Consider the following 25,254-nt stretch of genomic DNA (forward strand, 5'->3'; position numbering starts at 1 on the left):
TGCCACCAACAGATTTTCTGCCATTGAGCAGTGCGTCCCTCAACTATTGTGAATATCGTTGACTTAGCGTTCTTCGAATGCGTCCAGCTCGAAGGTCCGGCTGGCCCAAATATCATTCGCCCGGCAGATACCGGTACTCTCAAAGCGATAATAATAATAATCGACATTTTGTTTTACCACCTGGGTGGTTGTGCAGGTTGCCTGATAACTGCAGTTTTCCAGCCCGGTGCCGGTGCTGAATGCCGCACGGCTTGAAACAGTGGTACTGCAGGTTGCTACCGGGCTATTTAATGGAAAGGCGCTACTGAGCAATCGCTGTACACCGCTTTGTGCGGCCAATTTGGCTCTGGCGCCCAGCACCTCATACACCACCGACTGATTGGATGACGATAACAGATTAACCATGGTGATGCCCAGAAAGGCGAGTATAATTATAATGAACAACGTCATCACCAACATACTGCCGCGCTGGCGTTTGTCAGGGAACATTATCAATATGGATCTCCTGCTGATAAGCAATCTGTTCATTATTGTCGATAAAGCGCAGGCGTATTTCGACTATCGAATTACTTTGCAAACTAGTAGAAATAATCCGGAACGGATCATCTTCCTGTGGATTGCCTACCGGATCAGCCGACAGCACATTGGCCACATGCTCTGCGATAACCGGCAGGCCGGGAAATGCCCCTAATTGATTCACCAGCAAGTCATTTTCATAGCGAATAAGGCGATTCTGATACACACAGTAACTCACGGCCCGATCGACCAGATAGACCCGTGAAGCAGGCGACTCCTGGGCCAGCAACCCAGTAACCTCCAGTTGTACAATGTTATCGCTGTCATCCAGTGTGGTGCAGTCGCCATCACCATCATCACTGCAGCCGTTTACGGTAACCCGGTAGCCATTATTGGCATCAAACACGTCTTCACTTCGGGTAGGATAAACGACCGCAAAGCTATCGCCACCGGGCAGCGCATAAGGCACGTTGTTAATATCGTGCAGGGCAACCACATCAATTTCGTAGGTCGCATCGCCGGGGTCGGGTAAGTCGGTATACACCGTGGCCCAGTTAATCGGTACAAACTCAAGGCAATGATAGCTGGTATTCCCGGTTATTCTGACACTGTTGGGCAACGCGTTGCGCAGCTCCCGTTTAAGCCGTTCAATGGCAAAACGACTTTCTGACATCAGTTGTTCTCGGGTACTGACATCAATATAAGTCTGCATTGAGCCACGCACAAAAGAGGCAATGCCAGCACTGGCGACTCCGAGGATCACAATGACGGTAACCAGTTCAATCAGGGTGAATCCGCGGTTGCGCTGAATCATACGTTCCACCGATAGGTGCTAAAAGTGATTGCCTCACCGCCAGGCGTGGTAACCGTAATCACAATCCGCTTTACATTGCCGATAACCGTGCCACTGCCGCCGGTATCGTCATTAACGCCGTCTTCGTTATCATCATAGTAAACCTCAACGGCCACAGAAAAGCCGGCATACAGGCTCTCGCCATTGTACAGTACAGGTACCCCCTGAGCCGACAAAATGGCAGCTCCGGATTCATTGAGGCCATTATAATCATCAATATCATCATACTGAGCGCGGTTTTCACCGGCGTCGGGCCCAAGGTTTCCCGAGGTCGTACAAGGAACTGATTCATTGCAGCGAGTACTGCTGTTAGCCAGATTGTTATCGAACGCCCGGGCATTAATTTCGCTCAACAGCGACTGCGCTAACTCGCTGGCCCGTACCTGCCAGATGGGCTCCACACTGAGCCGCGATTGCGGGCCAATTAAGCCAATGATCACCATCATGATGATAGAGAACACAGTAATACCAATAATCAGTTCAACCAGGGTAAACCCTTTTTGTAGCTTAGCAGGCATGGATGTAGCCCTCACTTTCAATGCATACATCCACACTGGACTCACCAGTGATAGTTACCCGGCACGGCGTTCCCGTACCACAGTTAGCTGCATTGTTCAGCGGCCTGCCCAGCGCATCAAACCCGATATAACTGAAGTTAATCAGCGCGCCATCGGCACTGGATAAGCTCAGTCCCTCATCGGTAAGCTCGGTACCCACAGTGGCCAGAAACCCTGGAGCATCACTGGCTATGCCGCTGCCGCACGTAGCACTGCCGTTACCAGGTGCATAATCGAGTGCTGGTGGTCCGTATGCGCTATTAGCGCCGTATTGAAAGTTAAGCCGAAAGCAAAACCCGTCACGGGTATCCTGCATGGCTCTGATTTGCATATTACGAAGGGCGGACACGAGGCGGTCCTGATAGGCGTATTCAACATAGCCCTGACGGCTCTGAAGTCGGGTGCCGGCCACAACGGCCAGCACGCCGATTAGAGTTATGACAGTGACTAGTTCAACTAAACTAAAACCACCGGCTCTTTTAATGACCTTACCGGTCATAGATCAAGCCACAATCAAAAAATGATGGTTAACAACCTGTGTCAACTAAAGCGACTGAAGGAACACCACTATCAGTTGCTTCTGTATAAGTTACTGCACAAGTATTATCTGTAGTCCCTTCAGGGTAAAAAGTAATTACACCTGCAACTTCAGGACTAGAAGTCTGATCCCCTGCCGTTGTAACAACAGCATTCCAGTCCGTATCGGTGATATCAGTCCACGCTGAAATTGTTGGAGTCCCTGTAAGTAACATCGTATCCGCATCAGGATAACCATAATTAATATCTACGGTGGTGCCGTTTATCAAAACAGTCGTTGCTGCGAGGCCCTGCGAGCCTGCGATCGCTGATTTTGCATAAACTAATTGCGAGCCTCCTTGTAATCCGGCTTTAAGACCCTGAAGAGTAGATACGCGAGCCTCACTTTGGAAGTCAATAAAACGCGGGGCGGCAGTCACCGCTAAAATGCCCAGAATCACGATCACGATGATCAGTTCAATTAAAGTAAAACCACGCTGTTGCATATTAATTCCCCTTAAAACTATTTGTTCTATTATTCACTATTTTTCAATCGAGTACAGCGTTTACTGCACTAATTAGACGAATTAGTTAGTATTGTTACTAAAGACTACCACCTGACCAATTCTGGGGTCGTATATGAATCCATCCCCAACCGTGTCATCGGTCGGTGCGTTTTGTAAATTACGCACCGATTTACTTAAATAGTAATAGCATAAGTCGTTGCCACCGGACCCCGTACCATTGCTGAAGTTGGCAAAATAACGAAAACTATCAAATGGCCGGTTTGCCCAGTTAGACGTAATGGTGGGCGCACTCTGCATAATCAGATTAAAAATACTCTCACAGTCCAGCGCTGACATGGCATCATCTTCGGTACTGTTATCGTTGTTTAACTGGCCGGTAGGATAACCGGTGTTTTTATCTACCCCAACAATAATACCGTCGATGGTGACAAACGACAGATTGGTGCCCTGATTATCCCGCGGCCGGGCTTCCAGTTCCCACTCGGCTCTGACCAGGCCCACTCCCGTGGCAAACCCACCGGATACAGCCTCGATAGTGGCGTCCTCGGCTTGTTCAGTCACGTCCAGGAAACGCGGTATTGCTACTGCCGCAAGCAACCCCAGTAAGACCACTACAATAGTGAGCTCAATGAGGGTAAAACCCTTTGCACCCGCGATCTGCGTGCCCGCGTTGTGACGTTTATAATTTGTCATAGATAACTCCTGAACTCCCAATTTATTCACCAACTAGTCATTCCCTGATTGTTGAACAATACCCGTATAAATACTGTAGTCAAAATAGGGGCCGGTACTCACCCGGTAGCGACACCTTGCATTCGGTGTTTGCTCCCCGTCGTTATCACTGGCGTAGTAATCCCCCAGTACACGAAATCCCTCAACCCGGGTTGAAGTATTCAGTAATTGCTCCCACAACTGCAGACAACTATCCGAACTCGGCTCTACTTTCGGCCAGCCAAAGTGGGCCATTCTCACCGGCCGGCGGCCTACTTCCTTACCTTCTTTGTCGTAGTGTACCAACATAATCATTTCCGGACGGCCCTCGGCCTGCCACTGCCAGTGGGCATTGGTGGCACTGGTGGCAAACTGCCGCGCGTAGCCTTGCATAATTTCCGCCTCCACATCCGGTTCACTGTCGTACACATAAACAATCGCGGTAGCCATCAAAATGGTAAACACCACAATTACCGCCAGGTTTACCAGCACCCGGTTAAGGTTATGTTCGGCGACGTCTTTTGATTTCAAGCTTATTGCCCCTTAATCGCGCTCATCATGTCCCACATCGGGGTAAAGATCCCCAGTGCCAGCACCAGTACCATACCAGCGACAATGCCTATCAATACCGGTTCTATTTTGGCCGTCAGGCTATTGAGGTCGTAATCTACTTCACGTTCATAGAAATCCGCCACTTCGGCCAACAGTTCATCAACCCGGCCGGTTTCTTCTCCCACATTCACCATTTGCAACACCATTGGCGTAAACAGGCCGCTTGCCTGGGTCACCCTGGACAGATTTTCGCCCTTTTCAATGCTCTGGCGCATCTCTATGATTTTAGTTTCCATAAACCGGTTGCCAACAGCCTCTGCCACCAGGTTAAGTGCGGTAGTTAACGGTAAACCGGCTTGCAACATCATCGAGAAACTGCGACAAAAGCGGGCCAGCAACGAGCGTTCTATCACCTTACCAATAATCGGCAATTTCAATTTCTTGCGACTCCAGGCCAGATTGCCATCAGGTGTTTGTAAGTAGTTACGTACACCAAAAACTACGGCCAGAAGCGAGCCAATCAGTATATACCACTGATTGATAAAAAAGTCAGACATACCTAACAGAAAGCGCGTCATCACCGGTAACTCGGCGCCAAATTTGTTAAACAAATCGGCAAACTTAGGGATAACAACGATATTCATAATGATTAGCGCTGCTACCAGGGCAATCACTACAAAAATCGGATAGCGGGTTGCCGCTTTTATCTGACGGCGGGTTTCCTGCTCCCTTTCAAGGTAGCCAGCCAACTGCAAGAACGCTTCGTCCAGCCGACCGGTATTCTCACCAACGTGAACAACGCTTACGTATAACTTGTCGAAGATCTCGCTGTGTTGATGCATGGCCGATGACAGGGTGCGGCCCCTTTCCAGCAAGCTGATAATATCGGTCAGCGCTATTTTCAGGCGCAGCGACGACGACGATTCAGCCAGGCTGCTTACCGCACGGAGAATTGGGATGCCGGCATGAGTAAGGGAGTACATCTGACGGGACAGGATCACCCGTTCATCAAGACTCACCCTAGGCGTTAGAAAATTAACCTTTACCTCGCCCTGTGTCGTACTGCCTTCCACCGGGTTAATCGAAATCGGTGTAATACTGCGCGCCAGCAACATTTTGGCTGCAGCGTTGGCGTCAAGCGCATCAAGCATACCGCTTTTCATTTCGCCACCAGGCTCACGGCCGGTGTAGCTGAACCTAGGCATCCGGTAAATCCTCCAGACTCAGGCCACCATCTGGATTGCTGTTATTGCCCGGCGTGATTTGTGCGTGTTGCACACCCTGTTCGTCGCTTTGCGGAAGCTCTGCGACCATTTCCACCAGTTTTAGTACTTCTTCTACCGTTGTCAGGCCCATCTTGGCATAGGTGAGGGCAACGTGAGACAGCGGCTTATAGCCCGGACTACGTAAGGCATGCTCACCAAAGGCGGCGGTATCACCGGTTTTTAATGCATTCATCATCGGATTAGTCAGTTCGAGTAACTCAAATACCCCCATCCGGCCACGGTAACCGGTATGATGGCACTTCTGACAACCTTTACCGCGCTTAAATGTAACCGCATCAAGATTATTATCAATATGCCCGAGCCAGAAAAGCTCGTCCTGTGAAGGCTGATGCTCTACCTCACAATTATCGCAGATCCGTCGCACCAGACGCTGGGCGATGATGCCTCTCAATGAGCTGGCCACCAGGTAGCCCGCTGCGCCCATATCGAGCAGACGGATGGCGCTGGACACGGCATCGTTGGTGTGCAGCGTAGATAATACCAGGTGGCCGGTTAACGCACCGCGCAAACCAATTTCTACCGTTTCCTGGTCCCGCATCTCACCGACCATAATAATGTCCGGGTCCTGACGCAAAGTGGTCCGCAGTACGCGTGAAAAGTTAAGCCCGATACGACTGTTTACCTGGACCTGATTAATTCGCGGCAAACGGTATTCCACCGGGTCTTCTACGGTAATTATTTTACGCTGGGGCTGGTTTAATTCACTCAGGGCGCCATATAAGGTTGTCGTTTTACCGGAACCGGTCGGCCCGGTTACCAGGATCATGCCGTGGGGGCGTTTCAGTAACACCCGTAATCTGTCGAGTAACGGTTTGGGCATACCGGTTTCATCCAGAGATAATACCCCGGCTGACTGATCGAGCAAACGCATGACCACTGCTTCACCGGTTTGAACCGGCATCGTTGATAAACGCACATCCACACGGTGACCTTTCACTCTGACCTGTGTGCGACCATCCTGAGGCAGGCGCTTCTCTGAAATATCCAGACCGGCCATCAGCTTAAGGCGCAATACCAGCGCTGCTGCGATATTATTTTCCGGAAATACCGTTTCCTGCAGTACACCGTCTACCCGCTGCCGGATACGTAACTGCTGCTCGTCAGGCTCAATGTGAATATCTGACGCCTTAGCTTGTACGGCATCTTCAAAAATAGACTGCAGCAGGCGGGCAACAGCCGTGTCCTGCTCGTCCTCGAGTCCAGCCGTAAGCTCAAATTCCTGCTCGTCGCGGTATTCATTGGCCAGCTGCTGGGCAAAAGAGGCTATTTCATCGGTACGCCGATAAAAGCTGTCGTATGCTCCAAACAACTGTTGTTCACTTACCACTGCCACTTCAAAGGGCTTCGGCAGAATCTCGCCAAGATTATCTACCGCGGTCAGGTCGGCCGGGTCGCTCATCCCCACCAGTAATTTATCGCCGCGGTCTTCCAGCACCAGCGCCCGGTAGCGGCGGGCCTGCACTTCCGGCAGCAGTTTTACCGCAGCCGGATTGACATTAAAATGATCAATGTCGATCAGTGGTACATTTAAGTGCGTGGAGAGCAATTCGAGCAATTGCTTTTCAGTAACCAGTTCCATGGCTATCAGGGTAGCGCCGAGCTTGCGGCCGGTCTGGCGTTGCTCAGCCAAAGCCGACATGAGTTGTGGCTCGTCTATCAGCCCTTGCTGCACCAGCAGATCGCCCAGCCTGACCTTTACACCACTCATGATGATACTCCCGTCAGATTCGTTAAGCGCTGGCGAATAAATTGTTCAATGCCGTCTTCGAGCTGTCGCAATGACAGAGCCTCACGGTAACTGCTCAGAGCAAGCGCCGTATACCCCTGCTTATCGGCGACGACCGCCTGACCGAGCCACCATTTGGCGGTTTGACTATCTAACTGGACCAACTGCGTATAGTCGTTGAGAGCATCATCCAGCAAACTTAACTTTTGCGCCAGCGATGCCCGGTAACCTAACAGCTCAATGGAAGGCTGCGCGTAGTCGTTTACATCCTGCAGCGTGTAATAAGCCAGCTTGGTTTCGTTTTGCTGCACCAGCAGGCGGGCATACATTAGCCTGACACTGCTGTCGGCAGGCATATCAGCCACGGTTTTTTGCAGTAACTGCTGGGCGTCAGTAGTGCGACCTGCACTAAAATACAGGGCTGCCAGCCTTTTGCGGGCCGCCACGTTATCGGGTTGTTGACGGATCAGTGTACGTAACAATTGAACAGCCATCGGCGTATCATTCTGGCTGAGCGCGCGGCGGATTTGTGCTTTTAGCGCTTCTTCCGGATTAGCGGCACTGGGCTTGATAACCGGCTCAGCAGTGCGCTTTTCCGGCTCAAGTGTTGCCGCGGGGGCTGCCTCAGTAGTCTCGGAATCGCCGCCCGTATACGCAGCCATTCTTTGTCTGGCAGTCGGTAAGGCATTTCCAGTATCGGATTCAGTGGGTAAAGACGTTGCACTCGGATCAACCGGGCCATCCATCGTGCCCATGGTATTGTGCGGTTTAGTTGCCGTGCTGGTTTGTATTTGCTGCGGCTCGGACTCTTCAGGCGCTGTAACCTGCGCAGCCACTGCGTCTGGTACAACCTGATTGATCGGCCCTACCGATGGGCTTTGCCGCAAATCACCCTGAGTGGCAACAGGCCACAAATAGACAACACCAATGGCGACTAAGCCAACCAGCAGAATTCCCGCAATACGCAACACTGAGGATGACTTTTTAGCAGGCGGCTGATAGTTAGCCGGCGTAGCCTGACTGGCTTCCCGGTTCTCTAAATCTTTCAGCATTTTATTGACTACACTCACAGTGTCGCCCTCATGTTCCATATCCCTGCAATCATCACTATCACTACTACTGTGGCCGCTAACGCCAACCATTTACTCTGCAGGCCCTGCCACCAATTATTACTGACCGTTCGAGCAGCTTCTGTATCGACAGATGCGGCGGCAATATGCTCTGGCTCCACGACTGATTTACCTTCGCCATAAGCCAGCATTAGCGCTTTATGAGCCAGTACATTCACTATTCTCGGCGTGCCGGCACTGGCGCGATAGAGTAGCTCGCAGCACTGACGGTTAAATAAATCCGCACCATGATAACCGGCCACATTGACCCGATGTCTGACATATTGATACACCTGATCAGGATCCATCAGCGCCAGGCTGTAACTAAAAGTAATTCGCTGCCGTAACTGACGTAACTCCGGCAAGGCCAGTTTTTCGTCAAGCTCCGGCTGTCCGAATAACACCACCTGAAGCAATTTACGCGATTCGGTTTCCAGGTTGGTCATCAACCGCAAGGCTTCAATACTCTCAGTGGGTAATGCCTGAGCCTCATCAATAATCAGCACTGCACTTTGTTGCTGCTGATGAATCGCAATCAACCGCTCCTGAATTTTTTGCGTAAATTCCTGTTGATCGCAGTCACTGCTGAGCTCAACACCCAGCTCGTTGGCCACTGCACGCCGCAATTCTGTGGGCGACAGCATGGGGTTAGGCACGTAGGCCGCCACAAAGTAATCCGGCAGTTCATTGAGTAACTTACGGCAAATCAGCGTCTTACCGGTTCCGACCTCGCCTGTAACCTTTATAAAACCCTCGCCGGTTTTTAAAGCCGTCAGCAAGACCTGCATAGCCTCGTTATGACTGGGTAAGCCAAAAAAATAGCTGGTATTCGGGGTCAGCGTAAAAGGCAGTTCACGGATACCAAAGTGATACAGGTACATGGTTACTCTACGTACAACCAATCAGCCATTTTTTCACGGCTTAGTTCAATTTGTTCCGCCCAGGTTCCACTGCCGATCACGGTAGGTTTAAGCAGAATAATCAGCTCTTTCTTGGTTTCACGCTGACTTTTGTTGGTAAACAACTCACCAAGCAGCGGGATATCGCCAAGCAACGGCGTTTTCGATTCTGAATCAGTCAGGCTGGTTTGCATCAGGCCACCAATCACCACAATTTCGCCCGATGCCGCCTTGATGATAGTGTCAGACTCACGAATCGTGCTCTGCGCCAGTGGCAGTACAATCTGTTCCTGATTCAGGCTAACGACTTTTTCCTGTTCCTGGGTTTCGATAACCGAAGGGTGCACATGTAACAGTACCGAGCCGCTCTCATCGATTTGTGGCGTAACATCCAGCGCTATCCCGGAGAAAAACGGGGTAAGCTCAATATTCGGCACTACCGATGTGGTGGTGGAGGTGATGGTGTTCTGACTCGACACATCCGTAACGAAATACTCGTCATCACCCACTTTGATCACGGCTTTCTGATTGTTAATTGCCGTCACTCTGGGGCTGGACAACACCTGTACGTTTCCCTGGGTAGATAATAGCGAGATAACCCCAGAGAAGTCCTGATTCAGAAACGACAAGCTGGTCACTGCCCCCAGCGACGCGGAAATTTCATTGCCAATGCTGGCCGCGGTATTGCTGAAAGTAAAATCGGTGCTACCCACATTCGCCACTACCTCAGACCAGTTAATGCCCTGCTGATAACCGTCATCCAGCGCGACTTCCAGAATTCTGGCTTCCAGAATAACCTGACGTTGTAAGCTCGCTTCAGAGGTATTAAGGAACCGTTTGATATCGCGGATCTCATCGGGCATCGCGCGAATGGTGACCAGCCCGGCCTGTGGTGTTACAAAAACTGCCCGGCCGCCTTCAGTGCCAATCATCGATTCCAGCGATGCTTTCAGCTCGGTCCAGAAATCGGTTTCAGTGCGAGTTGAAATAGAGGTACCATTAACATTGTTGCCGAACTGGTTACCCAGATTGTTACGGTTTGCAGAATTGCCGCTGAAGTTATTAAAGTTACTGTTAGAGTTACGATTACCGTTGTTGTCGGTTTGTGATACACCGCCTGAAATAATACTGGTTTGCGTGGAGCCATCACGTTTCATCAGCAGGTAATTTACTGCCAGTGTTTCAGTGCGCATACCGGCAGGCAACACTCTGAAAACATTACTCTTGCGGCTGATATCAAAGCCGTAAAGGTCGCCCAGCAGTTCCATCACCTGCTCCATGCTAACCTGTTTTAAGCTTAGGGAAATGTCACCGCTGACATCCGGATGAATGGCCACGCTGTAGGGAGTATCGGCCACCAGACCGGTAAAAAAGGCTTTGACGCCAACGCCGTCGGCTTCGATATCGTATTTTTCGGGGCCAAATAACGACGGACGTTCACCGCTAGTTTCCACATCTCCCAGTAAATGGGTTACGTTGTCCGGCACATCCTGCAAGGAATTCGGTGACACCTTGGCATTTTTCTGAGCGGCTTGTTCGTGGGCAATTTGCTCAGCCAGTTGCTGTTTCAATGATTGTTCCACCACGGATTCTTCGGGTGTCGACTGACAGCCCGCCAGTGCCATAGCCAGAGCGATGTATATCAAACGTTTATTCATGCTACCCATTTTAATAATTCTCTGCTGCATTGGTTTTCACGTTGCCCCGTTGGCTGACCCATAACGTCATTGTTTTCCACACCCCGTTTTCATCATGCGCAATCACCACGCTACGTGGATTGATTTCTTTTATTAGTGCACCCTGAAATGTTTGCCCCGGTTTAACCGCTTTGCCATTAATTACCGCGGTCCGGCTCGCGCCAAGCTGTAAGACAGCTTGCAGTTGTAATTCAACCGCAGCCGCTGCTACCGACGCGCTGGCCTGAGAGGCTGTGCGTGCCGGGCGGGTGGGATCCTCAAGCACCTGAGCTCCCGCCTGGCTAACGAGCATGGTTAACAGCAACAAAGGGGACACTTTATTCAACACCTATAAACGCCTTCTCAGTACTCAGAGTGTAAACCTCAAGGGTTACCTCAGCAGTGGGATATTCCTTTACATGATAAGCCATAGAGCGCCAGTACAACTTGTTCGACAACTGCTCCAGGCGGGCCAGAAAATCCCTCACTGCAAAATAACGCCCTTCGAAAGTCAGCGTGACACCATGTTGGTACAGTGGTACTTCTTTCATCGCCGGGTTATCGGCAAAAATATTTTCCGGACTAACGGATGCCATTTCGATGAGTTTTAGCCCATCGGCCTGCGAAAACACCTGCTCGATGAGCGCTGGCATTTGCCGGGGCAGGATTAAATCAGCCAGTTGTGCGGCAAAGTTTTCCTGCAGTCGCACCATGCGCTTGTCAACCTGGGCGATTTGCTGCTTCAGGCTGGCATCCGGGTCTTCGGCCAACGCCTCCTGGTAAACCTCCTGTAGCGCTGTAAGCGAATTGACCTCGTTGCGGGCAATCTCAATAGTGCTGTTGGTTTTACCGTTTTCCTTGATGTCGGGCTCAATCAGCAAAAAGACCAATACAGCAAGGACTACGACCATTCCCGAGGCAAATATTAACGCTTTCTCGCGATGACTCAGCGCGGCAAATTTTTCTTCGTACTGGTCAAAAGTCACCGCAGACCACCTTGTTGTGTTGTTTCCGGTACCCGGGCCATATTTAATTCAAAGCGTAATTGCTCGTCGTCTCGGTACAGACGGGTAGAGTCAAAGGTGCGGCCGGAGAATGAGCTGGTTTGCCCCAGCCGCTGCAACCATTTGGGCATTGCCTGTGGGGTACTCAATTGTCCTTGCAGCACCATCATGTTTTCACTGACTTCAATGGTATCGAGCCAGATATCCTGACTGTCTTTGTGTGCCAGGCTATCGAGCATACCAGCAAAGCCCTGCTGTTTAATTTGCTCCCGCTGACTGAGTTCACGCACCAGCAATTCACGATTTGCCAGTTCCTGCTGGCGTTGTTCCAGGGTGCGAGTGAGTCCGGCATCGGGTTTACGTTGCTCAAGAGTCGTTTTTAGATTGTTTACCGCAGCCGATAACTGCTGTTGCTGAACCTGAACATTCGCTAGTTCTGTCCGTTTGGTTGCCCCATACCATGCGACACCGGCCCAAATCAGTAACAACACTGTGAGGGTTGCTCCCCACGCCAGCAGCACGCTGGTAAGCGAGAGCAAATCGAGGCGCGGCGCAAACTCAGCAGAATAAAAGTTAATCCTGTTTTTCATAGCGCGGCCTCATTCTCTTCCTGCGGCTCCGCAGACCTACAAATCGCTGCGCCCAGGCTGGAATAATTCACCCGCGTTATCGACGTTCCTGGCTCGGCTGACGTCACGGCAGGGATAAGGTCACTGACACTGGCACCAACCACCTGCTCAATCTGACCGGCCAGGGCCTCAGGGTGAGGGGTATCAAGGCGCATCATAATCTGCCTGACAGGCGCCTGACGCAGCTGACTTTCATAAAAGTCCATTGAACGCTGAATCTGCACACTTAACGACTCGCCGATGCCCATTTTGAGCTCGTCCTCGGTAAAGCTTCCGAGGTTCTCAAAGCCTTTCAGACGACGGCTGAAATACAGCTGGCCATCTTTGATGATATTCAGACAAATTTCTTCACCCACTTCCTGCACCACTGTCAGAATAGGGTCGGTCTGCACCGGTACTAACTCACAGTTAGCCAGTTCCTCGACCGTAATTAGCTGAAGTACCAGGCCTGCGTTGAATACCACATCGCTAACATTCTCAACATCTTCTTTGGGTAGTGCAAACACATTAATTCTGGCATTGCCGGCCAGCGGTACCGGCAAGTCGGTGTAATCGATAGCCATTTCTTTATCGCTGCCAGTGAGTTCTTTCACCGACCAGGATAATGCCGCGGTGATCTCATCAGCTTCCACGGAAGGCCGGTCTATCTGGAGAATCTGATACCAGTGAATTGAAAAGGCAACGTAGGTGGGGGTACCGGCAAGGCCATGTTTATCAACCCACTTGATTAGATACGCCCCCCAGTGCGAAAAGCTGACCGTCTCTTCAAACGCCAGGGTAATTGCACCGTTTTGCTTTTTGAGTGCACAAAACGTTACCGAATCCAACGACACTGCAATGCCGATTGCATGATAGCCAGATTTTTGTTGGAATTTTTGTTTGAGGAAAGAACGCCAACCAATGCGCATATATTTTTATAACTTCGTATAATTATTAGTTAAATTACAACAGAATTTAACTTAAAGTACCAGTGTCGAGTACCACACTTTTGTCGAACTATGTACCAAATCGTCGCTACCCCTTATAATTTCAACTTCACTCTCTGACATCAAGATAAATTTTTGACCTGCAAAGCCACCAACAATGCACCAGCTAAAAATGTTTGCGAAATGGCGAGCGGTACGTCCTACGCCCCGGCTGAAGCCCCTTTCGACCAGGTAAGACAAGGTGCCCGGCAATGGTGTCGCAGTTATAACCAGCTTACCGATGCCCGGCAGCGTCAGGCCATGCTGACAGCACAACTGCAGTGCCGGGGGTCGGTACAGATTGAATCAACCTTTCAAATCGAATACGCCCTGCACTGCTCTATCGGGAAAGGCAGTTTTATAAACCATAACACCAGCTTTCTTGATGTTTGCCCTATTAAATTGGGTAATCAGGTACTTATCGGCCCCAACTGCATTATCTCCAGCGCTCTGGGCAGAACACAAATTTGGCCAGAAATCTATCCGCCGGCGGAAGTTGGCCTGCCGGTTTCAATTGGTCACCGGGTTTGGATTGGTGCAAATACCACGGTATGTGCCGGCGTGTCGATTGGCGATAACGCGGTGATTGGTGCGGGCAGCCTGGTGCTCAACGACATTCCTGCTAATGCCGTCGCCTACGGCGTTCCTGCCACCGTGCAGCGTAACATTACACAAAATACTCAATAATCAGCCGGGGGTGGCCGATAACACTTCACAGTGTTGTGCCAGAAAAGAGTGATAACGTCTGATGAAAGGAATGAGCCTGTTGCCCTTACGAACCCATCATCTGCTGATGAAAGCTGCCCTGTTGACAGTTGCACTGCTTTTGAGTGCATGCGGGAGTGGGCTGAGTAAGGATGACTCAGACGAAAGCTTTGCCGTCAATGCCGGCCGCGATCGCTCGGCGGCAGAGCAAACCGATGTCAATTTGTCTGCCCAGGTGTCTTTTCCTTCCGGTGCGGTAGTGTATAGCTGGTCGGCAATACCGGCACTAAACATCACCCATGACGACACCAGCGTTGCCACAGCCAGTCTGACCACCCCGGTTGTCACAGCCGACACACAATATGTGGTCACGGTAAGCGTAACCGACAGTGCAGGTCAGTCGGCCTCTGACAGCTTTACCCTTACCGTAACCCCCGACAACCTGCCTCCCACGGCCATTATTACCCTTAACGACTGGCCGGATTTGCCATCCGGTACCTACCCGGCAGGCGTTACTGTTACATTGGATGGTCGTAACAGCACAGACAGTGACGGCACCAGCAGTGAAGAGATCAGTGCCTGGGTCTGGGAGCAAACCGCGGGTGATGATATTGTAACTGGGATTGAATCCGACCAGTCTACGCTGGTTATTGACACCCCGGTTACCGAAAACCAACAGACCCTGACGTTTAGCCTGACCGTCACCGACGATGAAGGGGCGGTCGACACCGCAACTCAGTCCATCACCGTCTTATCACTGAGTGATACACCACCGGAGGTGGATGCGGGAATCGATCAGGCACTGTTTGCAGGCGAGCGAATCGTTCTCGCTGGCACTGTCTCCAGCACCGTGCCAGACGCGACGCCGATTACCACTCTGTGGACCTACAGCGGTGATGCAGCGCCACAAATCATCAATCAAAATACTGCCGACACCTATGCTATAGCGCCGCTGGTAGACAGTGCCACCACGCTGGATTTTTACCTCACCGGGAAAGATAGATTCGGTAACGAAGTGACCGATCATCTGCGCGTACTGGTACGTCCATTTCCGGTGCGGGTGCTCAATGATACCGGCATGACGCAGCAGGCCACCAATACTACGTTATCGGCTACTCAGCAAAACGCATTTCCCGGCCAGGATGGTCAGCGCGGCGCCGATGCTTTGGCCGACAGCAACGTACTGGAGAAAGCCGGCCGCGGTGAAAACGGTTTTGATTTTACTAAGCTCAATGCCAATGGCGACGAAGAGGATGTGGATGCAGCGCAGTTCAGTTGTGTGCGGGACAATGTCACCGGGCTGGTCTGGGAAGTGAAAACCACCGACGGCGGCCTGCGTGATCTTGATCACCGCTATAGCTGGTATGCCGATGAAAACAACGGCGGCGCGCCCGGCAACCTTAATGGCACAAACACCAGTTGCACGCTGGCAAGCTGTAATACCGATGCTTACATCGACGCTGTTAACAGTGCCGGATTATGCGGTTTCTATGACTGGCGTCTGCCCAATCATCAGGAACTGATGTCACTGGTACACTTTGGCCGTCACCCCCTGCTGCGCATTGATACGCAGTACTTCCCCAATACCGGAGCTGACAGCGCCGCTTCGCTCTGGTACTGGACCTCCCAGCCCAGCGCCGATGGCGTGAGTAATGATGCAGCGCAGAATGCCTGGGCCATCGACTTCATCAGTGGGGTGGATAGTTTTCTTAATAAGTCAGATGCCGTCAGCATCCGACTGGTCAGAGCGGGACGATAATCATGAAACGCTTAATCACAGTCTTGTTTAGCTTACTTTGGGTGGCTGAGGTCACAGCGCAGGAATGCCTTACTAACGCCGTAGAAACCACTCCCGATGAGGTCTTCGGCGAAGTGACCACCGATACCATATTGCACATTCCAACCGGTTTAATCTGGCAGCGCTGCGCGGTGGGGCAAACCTGGAATGGTGAAACCTGTACCGGCGATGCCGAACAACTCACCTGGCAGCAGGCATTGGTATATGCCCGCGACTACGACGCTGAATTACTCGAAGGCTGGCGTGTTCCCAATGTGAAGGAACTGGCCTCGCTCACCGAAAGAAATTGCGTGAGACCGTCAGTAAATTCGGTATTTTTCCCGGCTACACCAAAAGACAGTTTCTGGACGTCCACGCCCAGCCTGAACGACCCGGAAAGGGTTTGGACGGTGGCCTTTTTCAATGCCAGCCATTCGATAAAAGAAAAGCAACGGGCTATTTACCTGCGCTTGGTCCGCACCAATCTTCCCGAGTAACCTTCCAACACTACTGCGCCAGTACATAATCGCCGGGAGCGGCCGGTAACGGCTTAATGGCTTCCACAGTTCTGGCGCTGACCTTACGGCTTGATTGCGAGGTTAGCCATTGCTGCCAGACCGGCCACCAGGAACCTTCCTGTAATGGCACTTCATCCAACCAGGCCTGGGGTGGCAGATAAGCCCCGTCTTCCTTACGGGTAGACATCTGATAGACCCGATGGGCATGACCAGGTTCACTGATAATCCCGGCATTATGCCCGCCATTGGTCAGTAAGAATGTAATATCTTTATCAATCAACAAGTTAATTTTATACACTGATTGCCATGGCGCGACATGATCTTTGGCGGTACCGACCACAAACAACGGTACCTGAATATCGGCCAGCGCAATGGGCCTGTCATCCACCATAAACTGACCGCTGGCCAGCGAATTTTGTAAATAACACTGACGCAAATATTCGGCATGCATGCGCGCAGGCATGCGGGTAGCGTCTTTATTCCAGGTCAGTAGGTCGTTAGGGTGCTGGCGTTCACCTAACAGGTACTCTTTTACCCATCGCGACCAGAGTAAATAATTCGCCCGCAGCAGGGTAAAAGTGCCGGCCATGCTTTCTTTGGGCAGGAAGCCGTTCTTAGCCATCACTGCCTCCAACATCGACAACTGGCTTTCGTCGATGAATAATCTGAGATCGCCTGCATCACTGAAATCAGTTTGTGCCGCCAGTAAGGTAAGCGCACAGAATGGATTACGCTTTTCCCGGGCCAGCCAGGCGGCGGCCATTGTCAGCAGAGTGCCGCCCAGACAATAGCCAACCCCATTGATTTGTTCCCCGGGGACTCGTTGCTGAACGGCTTCTATCGCCTCGCCAAGGCCCAGTTTCAGGTAATCAATCAGACTAACGTTATGATCCTCTTGTTGCGGGTTTTTCCAGGAAATCATAAATACCGTATGGCCCTGCTGCACCAAATACCTTACCAGCGAGTTGTGCTCAGACAGATCCAGAATGTAGTACTTCATGATCCATGCCGGCACTACCAACACCGGCTCGGCGCACACTTCCTCAGTGTCCGGGCTGTACTGGATAAGTTCCAGCAGGTTGTTTTTGAACACGACCTGGCCAGGCGTAACGGCAATATTCTCACCCACCCGGTAGGTATCCTGGCGATGAGACTCGGCTTCTTTGAAATGTTGCGCCTGCAAATCCTCGATAAAGTTATCAGCCCCTTTCACTAGGTTAGCACCAGCGGATTCCAGGGTTTTGCGAATGACGTTCGGGTTGGTGGTTATAAAGTTGGCCGGAGATAAAGCTTCCAACCACTGCCGGACCGAAAAGTTCACCATGTCGGTATGATGTTTTTCAACGCCTTGTACACCACGGGTAGCCTGTTGCCACCATTGACGCATGGCCAGATAGTTTTGCCGGTATACGGCGTAGGGCCAGGTTTGCCATTCGGGACCGGACAGCCGATTATCGTCTGCGGCCTTTTCGAGGTTTTTATTGAGCGTACTGGCATTAGTCAGGCTCAAGTCCAGTAGTGCCTGCTGCTTACCCAATGACAACAGCAAATGAATAAACCAGTCAGTAAAGGCCAGCGAATAAGCCACCGGATCGATGCCACCGGTAAACTGCGCGAGTAGTTGATTAATGGCATAATCAGGATTGAGCGGCTCACTAACATCGTAGGGTACCGCATGCTGATCGGTGTAAGTATATTCAATAACGTTACTTTCGTGGTTTATCACAACGAGTCTCCCAGACTATTTTATCTAGCATAACAGCTTCAGCGGTTAAAAATCTTGATCTTGATAGGTATCAATGCACATTTATTCATCAACCTGTAGTGTAATCATGTAATATTACAAAGCGAATTACAGCATTCACAATTTGGCGCCTCTGGCCGGAGAATCAACATGGAAATGATCCGCAATAAACCCTACAACAGCATTACGGTGGGCGATAAAGCCTCGCTTAGCCGCACACTGACCCGTAAAGATATTCAGCTGTTTGCCATTATGTCGGGCGATGTAAACCCGGCCCACGTAGACGAGGAGTACGCTAACAGCTCCCAGTTTCATCACATTATCGCCCATGGGATGTGGGGCGGAGCATTAATTTCAACCGTACTGGGTACCCAACTGCCCGGCCCTGGCACCATTTACCTAAAGCAGGATTTTACCTTCCGCCGCCCGGTTTCCCTTGGCGACAACCTCACCGTCACGGTAACCGTAGTAGAAAAACGTGAGCATCATCAAATCCTACTCGGCTGTGCCTGTACTAATCAGGACGGTGAAGTCGTTATTGACGGTCAGGCACTGGTAAAAGCGCCTACCGAACAAATCGATCGGCCCAGGGCGGTATTGCCGGCGGTTGAACTCAAAGAACAAAGCAGTGACCGCTATCAGCAGTTTATGGACATGGCAAAAGATATGGCTCCGCTCAAAACCTGTGTTATTCACCCAGTGGACCTCAATTCACTGGCTGGCGCTGTAGAAGCCGCTGCAGATAACCTTATTACCCCTATTCTGGTGGGCCCCATAGCCCGTATCGAACAGGTCGCGTTGGAAAATAAGCTCGACATTTCCGCGTTTGAACTGGTCGATACACCGCATAGCCATGCCTCAGCTGAAACCGCAGTAAAACTGGTGAGCAGTGGCAAGGCCGAAGCGCTGATGAAAGGCCATTTGCACACCGATGAAATGATGCATGAAGTGCTCAATAAGGATTACGGATTAAGAACCGGGCGGTTGATGAGTCATATATTTGCGCTTGATGCACCCAGTTACCATAAGACGCTTTTTCTCACCGATGCCGCGATTAATATCCGCCCTAACCTGGCGGCTAAAAAGGATATTATTCAAAACGCCATCGAACTGGTGTATGCCCTAACAAACCGAACTCCAAAGGTCGCGATTTTATCAGCGGTGGAAACTGTCGAAGAAAAAATACCTTCAACACTTGATGCCACAGCACTTTGTAAAATGGCCGAGCGTGGTCAGATTGTTGGTGGACTCCTCGACGGACCGCTGGCAATGGACAATGCGATTTCGGCTGAAGCGGCGAAAGCCAAGGGAATATTGTCGCAGGTGGCCGGCGATGCTGACATTCTGGTCGCACCGGATTTAGAATCGGGCAACATGTTGTTTAAACAAATGCGTTACCTGTCCGGCATCGAAGGAGCAGGCATTGTACTGGGTGCCAGAGCGCCGATTATTCTGACCAGTCGTGCCGGTGGCCCGCTAACCCGCAAAATGTCTTGTGCCATGGCATTGGTTTATCAGCGTAAACGCGGAGATCTGCCGTTATGAGCAAGCAAACCGATAGCCCCCATTACCTGGTCTTAAACAGCGGTTCCTCCACCTTAAAATACGCCGTATTTGACGCCATCAGCCTGGCGGTAGTGGAACGGGGGCTATTCGAACTTAGTGAAGATAATTATGCCGAGACGCTGGACGAGGTGCTACACCATGGCGGCTATGTCAGTGCCGTCGGGCACCGTGTAGTTCATGGCGGTACCGCCTATACGCAACCACTACTCATTGATGATAGCTCACTCGCGACACTCGATGAACTGTGCGATCTGGCGCCGTTACACCAGCCGCATAATCTGCATGCTGTAAAAGTACTGCGAAAGCTGCATCCGGAACTGCCACAGATTGCCTGTTTCGACACCGCTTTTCACGCTACGCAGCCTGCGGTTTCAACCGATTATGCTTTACCCGACTCGTTGCGTCGTCAGGGCATTCGCCGTTACGGTTTTCACGGATTATCTTACGATTATATCAGTCATCAGCTTGCTGCTTCAGATGCCTCAGCGGGCGGCAGATGTATTGTGTTGCACTTGGGTAGCGGTGCCAGCGGTTGCGCTATGTACGAAGGCAAAAGCGTTAGCTCAACCATGGGCTTTACCGCTCTTGATGGTCTGATGATGGCAACTCGCTGTGGCACTTTGGATCCGGGGCTGGTGTTACACTGTATAACGCAACTGGGGATGTCAGCCTCTGAAGTGACCAGTTCATTGTATAAGTCATCGGGCCTGCTGGGTGTTTCCGGCTGTTCAGGTGATATGCGTGTGTTGGACCAACACCGAAATGATCCTGCTGTAGCTCATGCACTTGCTCTTTATTGCCGCTACATTGTACGGGCCATTGGTAGTCTGACGGCAGAATTGCAAGGCCTGGACACGTTGATATTTACCGCCGGGGTTGGAGAAAATGCAGCAGATATCCGCCGCCAGATATGTGAGTCGCTCAACTGGCTTGGTGTTGAGCTCGATAACACGGCGAACCAGAACAACCAACCCGTGATCAGCACATCAACATCGTCCGTTACTGTGCGCATGCTCCCCACTAATGAAGAATGGATGATTGCATACTACATGCAGCAGATGCTTAACCCGTAAAGCACTTTGCATCTTTCTTCTGCGCCCTGTGCACATGGCTTTTGCCCCGCTGCCGGCAGGCCGGCGTTTCAAGCTGGCCATTACCCTGCTGGTTCACCGGCTCATCACTACGGTTTCAACCTTCAACCTTCAACCTTCAACCTTCAACCTTCAACCTTCAACCTTCAACCTTCAACCTTCAACCAGCTATTTCATCAGACCTTAAGGTTAAGAAAAACTAAACATAGACTTTAATCAAAATTAAAACATCAGTTACAACAAAGAATAATTCACATTAACATTCTCTCAAATTTTGCTGCCACTCATTACCAAATCGAGTCGATAAAGAGAAGCGGTTGACCGATATTTCCGCTCAGCATATCTGGAGACTTTAGTTTGAAATATACACTGTCAGTCATTGCCGCAGCGCTTACCTTTAACACCTCAGTATCAGCCAGTACGGCATATGACCCGGAACGCATTACTTTTGAAGGTCAGTATTGATCGATCAATGAATCAAATTAGGTAAAACCCCTACACCGATTATTGATGTTCCTCTAAGCCTATCGATTATGACGGCCGAAGACATCACCGAGCGCGGCATTACCAGTATTGGCGAAATCATCGACTACACGCCAGGTGTTAACACCTCGCAGGGTAAGGGGCACCGCGATTCAGTGGTGTTCCGCGGCGTTCGCTCAACCGCTGATTTTTACATTGATGGCAATCGCGATGACGTACAGTACTATCACTCACTGTACAATGTAGAACAGGTCGAAATCCTGCGCGGGCCCAACGCCTGCTCTTTGGCCGCGGTGGCACCGGCGGTATCCTGAACCGGGTTTCTAAAAAAGCCGGGGTAGATGAAACCTTTACCGGCGGTGACGAGGCGCTTTACTTACCCAAGCCGAAACGTATTAGGAAATCACTCAAGGAAAACGTGGCGTAGTCAACATATTCACCGGCATCGTAGAACCGTCCATGGCACTGAGGGCAACTTTCAAAATGGATATGTCGCTGCCCGCTGTCGGTCATTTCGAGCATTTTACTATTAGGGCACACAGGGCAATGAATATCGCTTATTTCACTGTAAAGCCTGCCCATTTCCTTATCACCGGTATCCAAAGCCCGGGCAAAGTCCTTTAGCTCCTCGTGCTCCATGACATCAAACCATAAACCATAGCAGGTGCTGCAACGCGCAACAACACCGGCAGGCGTACTGATATGCTCAAAATTACCATGACACTTGGGACAATTCATACGACTTCCTGCACAGGTGAAACAATCAGACTTTTACTATATGTATTTTAGGCTGTGCTGTCATTAGGCTGTGCGGCTATCACCAATAAAAAACCCCGCCGGGGCGGGGTTTGTAAAAGATGTCTCAGGTAACCGTCAGAACGGAATGTCATCGTCAAAGTCGAAGTCAGGCTCAGCCATTGGGGGCTTTTGCTGATTCTGGCCGCCCTGGGGACGTTGTTGCTGAGGCGGTTGCTGATAACCACCACCCTGGTTGCCACCGTAACCACCGCCCTGTTGACCGCCTTGTGGGCGTTGCTGATAGCCCCCGCCCTGGCCGCCCTGACCACCGTCACGGCCACCGAGCATTTGCATCTGGTCGACGATAATTTCTGTGGTGTAACGATCCTGACCCTGTTGATCCTGCCATTTGCGGGTTTGCAGTTTACCTTCAACGTAAATTTGCGAACCTTTTTTGAGGTATTCACCGGCAATTTCCGCTAACCGACGGTACATGGTTAAACGGTGCCATTCAGTTCGTTCCTGTACCTGCCCCTGCTGATCTTTCCAGCTTTCGCTGGTTGCCAGGCTCAGATTGGCAACGGCGTTGCCGTTGGGCATGTAACGTACTTCCGGGTCGTTACCTAAATTACCGACCAGAATGACTTTGTTAACGCCTCGAGTTGCCATGATGTCTCCTAAAATCTGTTTACGCTTTTATAATAATATAAGCGCATGCAGCGCTTCGTCGTCGTTTGTAAAGCTTGCCAGTATAACGCATTTTTTGCGCTCGCTCAGCGCCTTTTTGAGGTTAAATAAAAATCCTCAATGACAATATACTAACTCGTTGTTTTACCATACAGACTACGGCAAATTGGCATGGCTTTCACCTGTTCTTGCAACCGGTTGTGTCACACAATTCACCTGAGTAAATGTCCCATTGCTGCCAGTGTGGTAAAAATAGCCACTATCAAGCCCACAATGAGCATCCCACAAAATAGCAGAAACAACCTTACAGGCGGCCATAAGTGGTGCGCCAATTGCGGCTCCCGGTTAGTCAATGGTGCCACTGTTAACACCTTCAGACACCAGTACATGGTGGGTACGGACAGCCTGAGACCAACAATTTCAGTCAGTTCCAACAGCAGTGGCGCAGGAGTTGGCGACACCGAGAATAACCTGGCCAGATCGAGTAGATAAACGTTGAAATAGCTCATTCCCGCCAGCAATCCGCCAACTTTCGCCCACCGGGCATGTAACCTGACGAAGTAGGCCGCCATCAGGCTCCCAAGGCCAGAGTGGTTAAAAATAAATTAAAAGTACTGAGCAACAATGGCGAAAGGTAGGAAAAGTCGCGGTTTTCAATGGGGCCTCCCGGCACCAGTGCGATCAGCAGAAACGCCGATAGCAGCAACCAGGTAGTTTTATTATGAATGATTTGTCTGCGGTTTAATTAATTCCAACAGACTCATCGCAGGCTGGTAAAACGCAGGTAAAAAAAGCCTCAACCGAGGTTGAGGCTTTCAGCTTTGCATTTTATGCGACAATGCTTACCACCAGGTAATGTAGAATGCCGCCACCACAATAGTTAATGCTACAGAGGCCACATTAAACACTGATGAGGTTTTAAAGTTAATCTCGTCCAGTTGTACGGCGTGCTCATGCTCACCTTTGCCTTCAAACAGGCTCACTACAACGGCCAGACCAACACACAGCAGGAATACAATACCCACGCGGTCCATAAATGGCAGTTCCGGCCACAGCAGTTTAAATGCCAGGCTGAATACCGCAGAGCCAACGGCCGCTACCAGACCACCATTGGCGGTAGTTTTCTTCCAGAACATACCCAGAGCAAACAGTGCGACAATACCCGGAGTGAAAAAGCCGGTGAATTCCTGAATGTACTGGAACGCCTGATCGAACTGACCGAGTAATGGTTTTGCCACGGCCATGGCAATAATCAGTGCCAGTAAGCTAACAATACGACCTACTTTTACATAGTGATGCTGGCTCTTGTTAGGGTTGCGGTCTTTGTAAATATCCATGGTAAAGATAGTAGACACGCTATTGGTCATCGACGCCAGCGACGACACAATTGCGGCAACCAGGGCAGCAAAGATAATGCCTTTAAGACCAACCGGCATCAGTGTCATCAGCGATGGATAGGCCTGATCGGCTTTTTCCAGATCCGGCACCAGCAGTACCGCAGCTATACCCGGTAATACGACAATCAACGGCATCAATACTTTTAGGAATGCAGCAAATACAATTCCTTTCTGCGCTTCATTAACGCTTTTAGCCGCCAGGGTACGTTGGATTATATACTGGTTGAAGCCCCAGTAAGACAGGTTCATGATCCACATACCACCAATCAGTACCGATAAGCCAGGCAGATCCATATAGTGCGGATTCTCTTCGCTCAGGATCATATCGAATTTGCCAGGTAACTCCGTAGTGACAGTATTAAAACCAGCCCAGAACCCGGCCCCGTCGCCAATAATATCCAAGGCAGTGTAAGACAGGAACATTCCGCCTAACACTAACAGCACAACCTGGATAATATCAGTCATAGCCACTGCTTTCAGACCACCGTACAGCGAGTATGCCAGGGAAAAGACACCAAGGAAGATCATGCCATACATCAGGTCGACGCCGGCGATAGTATTAATTGCCAGTGCACCCAGCCATAATACCGCGGTGAGATTTACAAACACATAAACCCCCAGCCAGAACACCGCCATGACCATGCGTACACGGTGGTCATAGCGCTGCTCAAGAAATTGCGGCATCGTATAAATTTTATGCTTCAGGAAGATCGGCAGGAAGTATTTACCCACAATGATCAGTGTGATGGCTGCCATCCACTCGTAGGAAGCTATTGCCAGACCCACCATATAACCTGAACCAGACATACCGATGATCTGTTCCGCAGAGATATTGGCAGCAATTAGTGATGCACCAATAGCCCACCACGGCAAGCTGGAGCCCGCTAAAAAGTAATCGTTAGTGTCTTTCTCGTGGCCCTTCTCTTCCCGGGAAACCCACCAGGCAATACCTATTAAGGCAATGACATAAATAGCGAATAACGCTATATCGAGTGTTTCAATTTTCATTATGCGACCCAATA

General features: G+C 50.7%; 26 protein-coding genes and 1 pseudogene. 6 read left to right on the forward strand and 21 right to left on the reverse strand.

The window, feature by feature from the left end:
* Positions 1 to 63 precede the first annotated feature (63 nt).
* From AC2T0J_RS03580 to pilM, 16 genes are all read right to left on the reverse strand, one after another.
* Entirely contained in the window at positions 64 to 495 is a 432-nt protein-coding gene (locus AC2T0J_RS03580) for a type II secretory pathway component (RefSeq protein ID WP_489808806.1), read from the reverse strand.
* Positions 479 to 1,330, reverse strand: a complete 852-nt coding sequence (locus AC2T0J_RS03585) for a PilW family protein (RefSeq protein WP_489808807.1) — start codon at positions 1,328 to 1,330, stop codon at positions 479 to 481. Before AC2T0J_RS03585 ends, AC2T0J_RS03580 begins: the two co-directional genes overlap by 17 nt.
* Positions 1,327 to 1,887 carry a type IV pilus modification PilV family protein gene (locus AC2T0J_RS03590; RefSeq protein ID WP_489808808.1) on the reverse strand — a complete coding sequence of 187 codons (561 nt, stop codon included), beginning with the start codon at positions 1,885 to 1,887 and terminating at the stop codon, positions 1,327 to 1,329. Before AC2T0J_RS03590 ends, AC2T0J_RS03585 begins: the two co-directional genes overlap by 4 nt.
* Entirely contained in the window at positions 1,877 to 2,425 is a 549-nt protein-coding gene (locus AC2T0J_RS03595; protein ID WP_489808809.1) for a type IV pilin protein, read from the reverse strand. The genes AC2T0J_RS03590 and AC2T0J_RS03595 overlap by 11 nt, the downstream gene beginning before the upstream one ends.
* Before the next feature lie 28 nt (positions 2,426 to 2,453).
* On the reverse strand, positions 2,454 to 2,948 hold the full coding sequence (locus tag AC2T0J_RS03600; protein WP_489808810.1) for a prepilin-type N-terminal cleavage/methylation domain-containing protein: 495 nt from the start codon (positions 2,946 to 2,948) through the stop codon (positions 2,454 to 2,456).
* 81 nt (positions 2,949 to 3,029) lie between these two features.
* Entirely contained in the window at positions 3,030 to 3,662 is a 633-nt protein-coding gene (locus tag AC2T0J_RS03605; RefSeq protein WP_489808811.1) for a pilus assembly FimT family protein, read from the reverse strand.
* A gap of 33 nt (positions 3,663 to 3,695) precedes the next feature.
* Entirely contained in the window at positions 3,696 to 4,211 is a 516-nt protein-coding gene (locus AC2T0J_RS03610; RefSeq protein WP_489808812.1) for a hypothetical protein, read from the reverse strand.
* A gap of 2 nt (positions 4,212 to 4,213) precedes the next feature.
* Positions 4,214 to 5,437 (reverse strand): type II secretion system F family protein, encoded by a 1,224-nt coding sequence (locus tag AC2T0J_RS03615; RefSeq protein ID WP_489808813.1) that lies wholly within the window; start codon positions 5,435 to 5,437, stop codon positions 4,214 to 4,216.
* Positions 5,430 to 7,226, reverse strand: a complete 1,797-nt coding sequence (locus AC2T0J_RS03620; protein ID WP_489808814.1) for a GspE/PulE family protein — start codon at positions 7,224 to 7,226, stop codon at positions 5,430 to 5,432. Before AC2T0J_RS03620 ends, AC2T0J_RS03615 begins: the two co-directional genes overlap by 8 nt.
* Positions 7,223 to 8,314, reverse strand: a complete 1,092-nt coding sequence (locus AC2T0J_RS03625) for a tetratricopeptide repeat protein (protein ID WP_489808815.1) — start codon at positions 8,312 to 8,314, stop codon at positions 7,223 to 7,225. Before AC2T0J_RS03625 ends, AC2T0J_RS03620 begins: the two co-directional genes overlap by 4 nt.
* Positions 8,311 to 9,234, reverse strand: coding sequence for an ExeA family protein (locus AC2T0J_RS03630; RefSeq protein WP_489808816.1), 924 nt, complete (start codon positions 9,232 to 9,234; stop codon positions 8,311 to 8,313). Before AC2T0J_RS03630 ends, AC2T0J_RS03625 begins: the two co-directional genes overlap by 4 nt.
* Positions 9,235 to 9,236: 2 nt before the next feature.
* A complete protein-coding gene (gene mshL, locus AC2T0J_RS03635; protein WP_489808817.1) occupies positions 9,237 to 10,910 on the reverse strand; it encodes a pilus (MSHA type) biogenesis protein MshL in 1,674 nt (557 codons plus the stop codon).
* Between the two features lie 10 nt (positions 10,911 to 10,920).
* A complete protein-coding gene (locus AC2T0J_RS03640; protein ID WP_489808818.1) occupies positions 10,921 to 11,277 on the reverse strand; it encodes a hypothetical protein in 357 nt (118 codons plus the stop codon).
* Positions 11,267 to 11,914: a hypothetical protein gene (locus tag AC2T0J_RS03645; RefSeq protein WP_489808819.1), complete on the reverse strand. Its 648-nt coding sequence runs from the start codon at positions 11,912 to 11,914 to the stop codon at positions 11,267 to 11,269. The genes AC2T0J_RS03640 and AC2T0J_RS03645 overlap by 11 nt, the downstream gene beginning before the upstream one ends.
* Complete coding sequence (locus AC2T0J_RS03650) at positions 11,911 to 12,522, reverse strand: hypothetical protein (protein ID WP_489808820.1); 612 nt, start codon at positions 12,520 to 12,522, stop codon at positions 11,911 to 11,913. The genes AC2T0J_RS03645 and AC2T0J_RS03650 overlap by 4 nt, the downstream gene beginning before the upstream one ends.
* On the reverse strand, positions 12,519 to 13,469 hold the full coding sequence (gene pilM, locus AC2T0J_RS03655) for a type IV pilus biogenesis protein PilM (protein ID WP_489808821.1): 951 nt from the start codon (positions 13,467 to 13,469) through the stop codon (positions 12,519 to 12,521). The genes AC2T0J_RS03650 and pilM overlap by 4 nt, the downstream gene beginning before the upstream one ends.
* 153 nt (positions 13,470 to 13,622) lie before the next feature.
* Here pilM and AC2T0J_RS03660 point away from each other — a divergent pair, with 153 nt between their 5' ends.
* The 3 genes from AC2T0J_RS03660 (at position 13,623) to AC2T0J_RS03670 (ending at position 16,505) form a co-directional block, all read left to right on the forward strand.
* On the forward strand, positions 13,623 to 14,213 hold the full coding sequence (locus AC2T0J_RS03660) for a DapH/DapD/GlmU-related protein (protein WP_489808822.1): 591 nt from the start codon (positions 13,623 to 13,625) through the stop codon (positions 14,211 to 14,213).
* 79 nt (positions 14,214 to 14,292) lie between these two features.
* Positions 14,293 to 15,990, forward strand: coding sequence for an Lcl C-terminal domain-containing protein (locus AC2T0J_RS03665; protein ID WP_489808823.1), 1,698 nt, complete (start codon positions 14,293 to 14,295; stop codon positions 15,988 to 15,990).
* Positions 15,991 to 15,992: 2 nt separating this feature from the next.
* Complete coding sequence (locus AC2T0J_RS03670; protein WP_489808824.1) at positions 15,993 to 16,505, forward strand: Lcl C-terminal domain-containing protein; 513 nt, start codon at positions 15,993 to 15,995, stop codon at positions 16,503 to 16,505.
* A 10-nt stretch (positions 16,506 to 16,515) separates the two neighbouring features.
* Here the strand turns inward: AC2T0J_RS03670 and AC2T0J_RS03675 are convergent, their stop codons facing one another.
* Entirely contained in the window at positions 16,516 to 18,252 is a 1,737-nt protein-coding gene (locus tag AC2T0J_RS03675; RefSeq protein ID WP_489808825.1) for a PHA/PHB synthase family protein, read from the reverse strand.
* A 168-nt stretch (positions 18,253 to 18,420) separates the two neighbouring features.
* On the opposite strand from AC2T0J_RS03675, the gene AC2T0J_RS03680 reads away from it, so the two are divergent.
* The 3 genes from AC2T0J_RS03680 to AC2T0J_RS03690 all read left to right on the forward strand — a co-directional run bounded on the left by AC2T0J_RS03680 (position 18,421) and on the right by AC2T0J_RS03690 (position 21,724).
* On the forward strand, positions 18,421 to 19,815 hold the full coding sequence (locus AC2T0J_RS03680; protein ID WP_489808826.1) for a bifunctional enoyl-CoA hydratase/phosphate acetyltransferase: 1,395 nt from the start codon (positions 18,421 to 18,423) through the stop codon (positions 19,813 to 19,815).
* Positions 19,812 to 20,909 (forward strand): acetate/propionate family kinase, encoded by a 1,098-nt coding sequence (locus tag AC2T0J_RS03685; protein ID WP_489808827.1) that lies wholly within the window; start codon positions 19,812 to 19,814, stop codon positions 20,907 to 20,909. Before AC2T0J_RS03680 ends, AC2T0J_RS03685 begins: the two co-directional genes overlap by 4 nt.
* Positions 20,910 to 21,460: 551 nt before the next feature.
* A complete protein-coding gene (locus AC2T0J_RS03690) occupies positions 21,461 to 21,724 on the forward strand; it encodes a TonB-dependent receptor plug domain-containing protein (RefSeq protein WP_489808828.1) in 264 nt (87 codons plus the stop codon).
* Positions 21,725 to 21,782: 58 nt separating this feature from the next.
* On the opposite strand, the gene AC2T0J_RS03695 is transcribed toward AC2T0J_RS03690, so the two are convergent.
* The 4 genes and pseudogenes from AC2T0J_RS03695 to AC2T0J_RS03710 form a co-directional block, all read right to left on the reverse strand.
* Positions 21,783 to 22,148: a zf-TFIIB domain-containing protein gene (locus AC2T0J_RS03695; protein ID WP_489808829.1), complete on the reverse strand. Its 366-nt coding sequence runs from the start codon at positions 22,146 to 22,148 to the stop codon at positions 21,783 to 21,785.
* Between the two features lie 135 nt (positions 22,149 to 22,283).
* On the reverse strand, positions 22,284 to 22,817 hold the full coding sequence (locus AC2T0J_RS03700) for a single-stranded DNA-binding protein (protein WP_489808830.1): 534 nt from the start codon (positions 22,815 to 22,817) through the stop codon (positions 22,284 to 22,286).
* Positions 22,818 to 23,047: 230 nt separating this feature from the next.
* Positions 23,048 to 23,508 (reverse strand): annotated as a pseudogene (locus AC2T0J_RS03705) (DUF8051 family protein).
* Positions 23,509 to 23,677: 169 nt separating this feature from the next.
* Positions 23,678 to 25,240, reverse strand: coding sequence for a sodium/sugar symporter (locus AC2T0J_RS03710; RefSeq protein ID WP_489808831.1), 1,563 nt, complete (start codon positions 25,238 to 25,240; stop codon positions 23,678 to 23,680).
* Between the last annotated feature and the right edge of the window lie 14 nt (positions 25,241 to 25,254).

This window comes from Alteromonas sp. ISO5 (genome assembly GCF_058105165.1).

Bases quoted from the DNA above. Each gene is read 5' to 3' on its own strand.
- AC2T0J_RS03670 (WP_489808824.1), top strand. From the start codon at position 15,993: ATGAAACGCTTAATCACAGTCTTGTTTAGCTTACTTTGGGTGGCTGAG.
- AC2T0J_RS03695 (WP_489808829.1), bottom strand. From the start codon at position 22,148: ATGAATTGTCCCAAGTGTCATGGTAATTTTGAGCATATCAGTACGCCT.
- AC2T0J_RS03630 (WP_489808816.1), bottom strand. From the start codon at position 9,234: ATGTACCTGTATCACTTTGGTATCCGTGAACTGCCTTTTACGCTGACC.
- AC2T0J_RS03590 (WP_489808808.1), bottom strand. From the start codon at position 1,887: ATGCCTGCTAAGCTACAAAAAGGGTTTACCCTGGTTGAACTGATTATT.
- AC2T0J_RS03690 (WP_489808828.1), top strand. From the start codon at position 21,461: ATGACGGCCGAAGACATCACCGAGCGCGGCATTACCAGTATTGGCGAA.
- AC2T0J_RS03680 (WP_489808826.1), top strand. From the start codon at position 18,421: ATGGAAATGATCCGCAATAAACCCTACAACAGCATTACGGTGGGCGAT.
- AC2T0J_RS03685 (WP_489808827.1), top strand. From the start codon at position 19,812: ATGAGCAAGCAAACCGATAGCCCCCATTACCTGGTCTTAAACAGCGGT.
- AC2T0J_RS03650 (WP_489808820.1), bottom strand. From the start codon at position 12,522: ATGAAAAACAGGATTAACTTTTATTCTGCTGAGTTTGCGCCGCGCCTC.
- mshL (WP_489808817.1), bottom strand. From the start codon at position 10,910: ATGAATAAACGTTTGATATACATCGCTCTGGCTATGGCACTGGCGGGC.
- AC2T0J_RS03620 (WP_489808814.1), bottom strand. From the start codon at position 7,226: ATGAGTGGTGTAAAGGTCAGGCTGGGCGATCTGCTGGTGCAGCAAGGG.
- AC2T0J_RS03600 (WP_489808810.1), bottom strand. From the start codon at position 2,948: ATGCAACAGCGTGGTTTTACTTTAATTGAACTGATCATCGTGATCGTG.
- AC2T0J_RS03700 (WP_489808830.1), bottom strand. From the start codon at position 22,817: ATGGCAACTCGAGGCGTTAACAAAGTCATTCTGGTCGGTAATTTAGGT.
- AC2T0J_RS03585 (WP_489808807.1), bottom strand. From the start codon at position 1,330: ATGATTCAGCGCAACCGCGGATTCACCCTGATTGAACTGGTTACCGTC.
- pilM (WP_489808821.1), bottom strand. From the start codon at position 13,469: ATGCGCATTGGTTGGCGTTCTTTCCTCAAACAAAAATTCCAACAAAAA.
- AC2T0J_RS03595 (WP_489808809.1), bottom strand. From the start codon at position 2,425: ATGACCGGTAAGGTCATTAAAAGAGCCGGTGGTTTTAGTTTAGTTGAA.
- AC2T0J_RS03710 (WP_489808831.1), bottom strand. From the start codon at position 25,240: ATGAAAATTGAAACACTCGATATAGCGTTATTCGCTATTTATGTCATT.
- AC2T0J_RS03615 (WP_489808813.1), bottom strand. From the start codon at position 5,437: ATGCCTAGGTTCAGCTACACCGGCCGTGAGCCTGGTGGCGAAATGAAA.
- AC2T0J_RS03605 (WP_489808811.1), bottom strand. From the start codon at position 3,662: ATGACAAATTATAAACGTCACAACGCGGGCACGCAGATCGCGGGTGCA.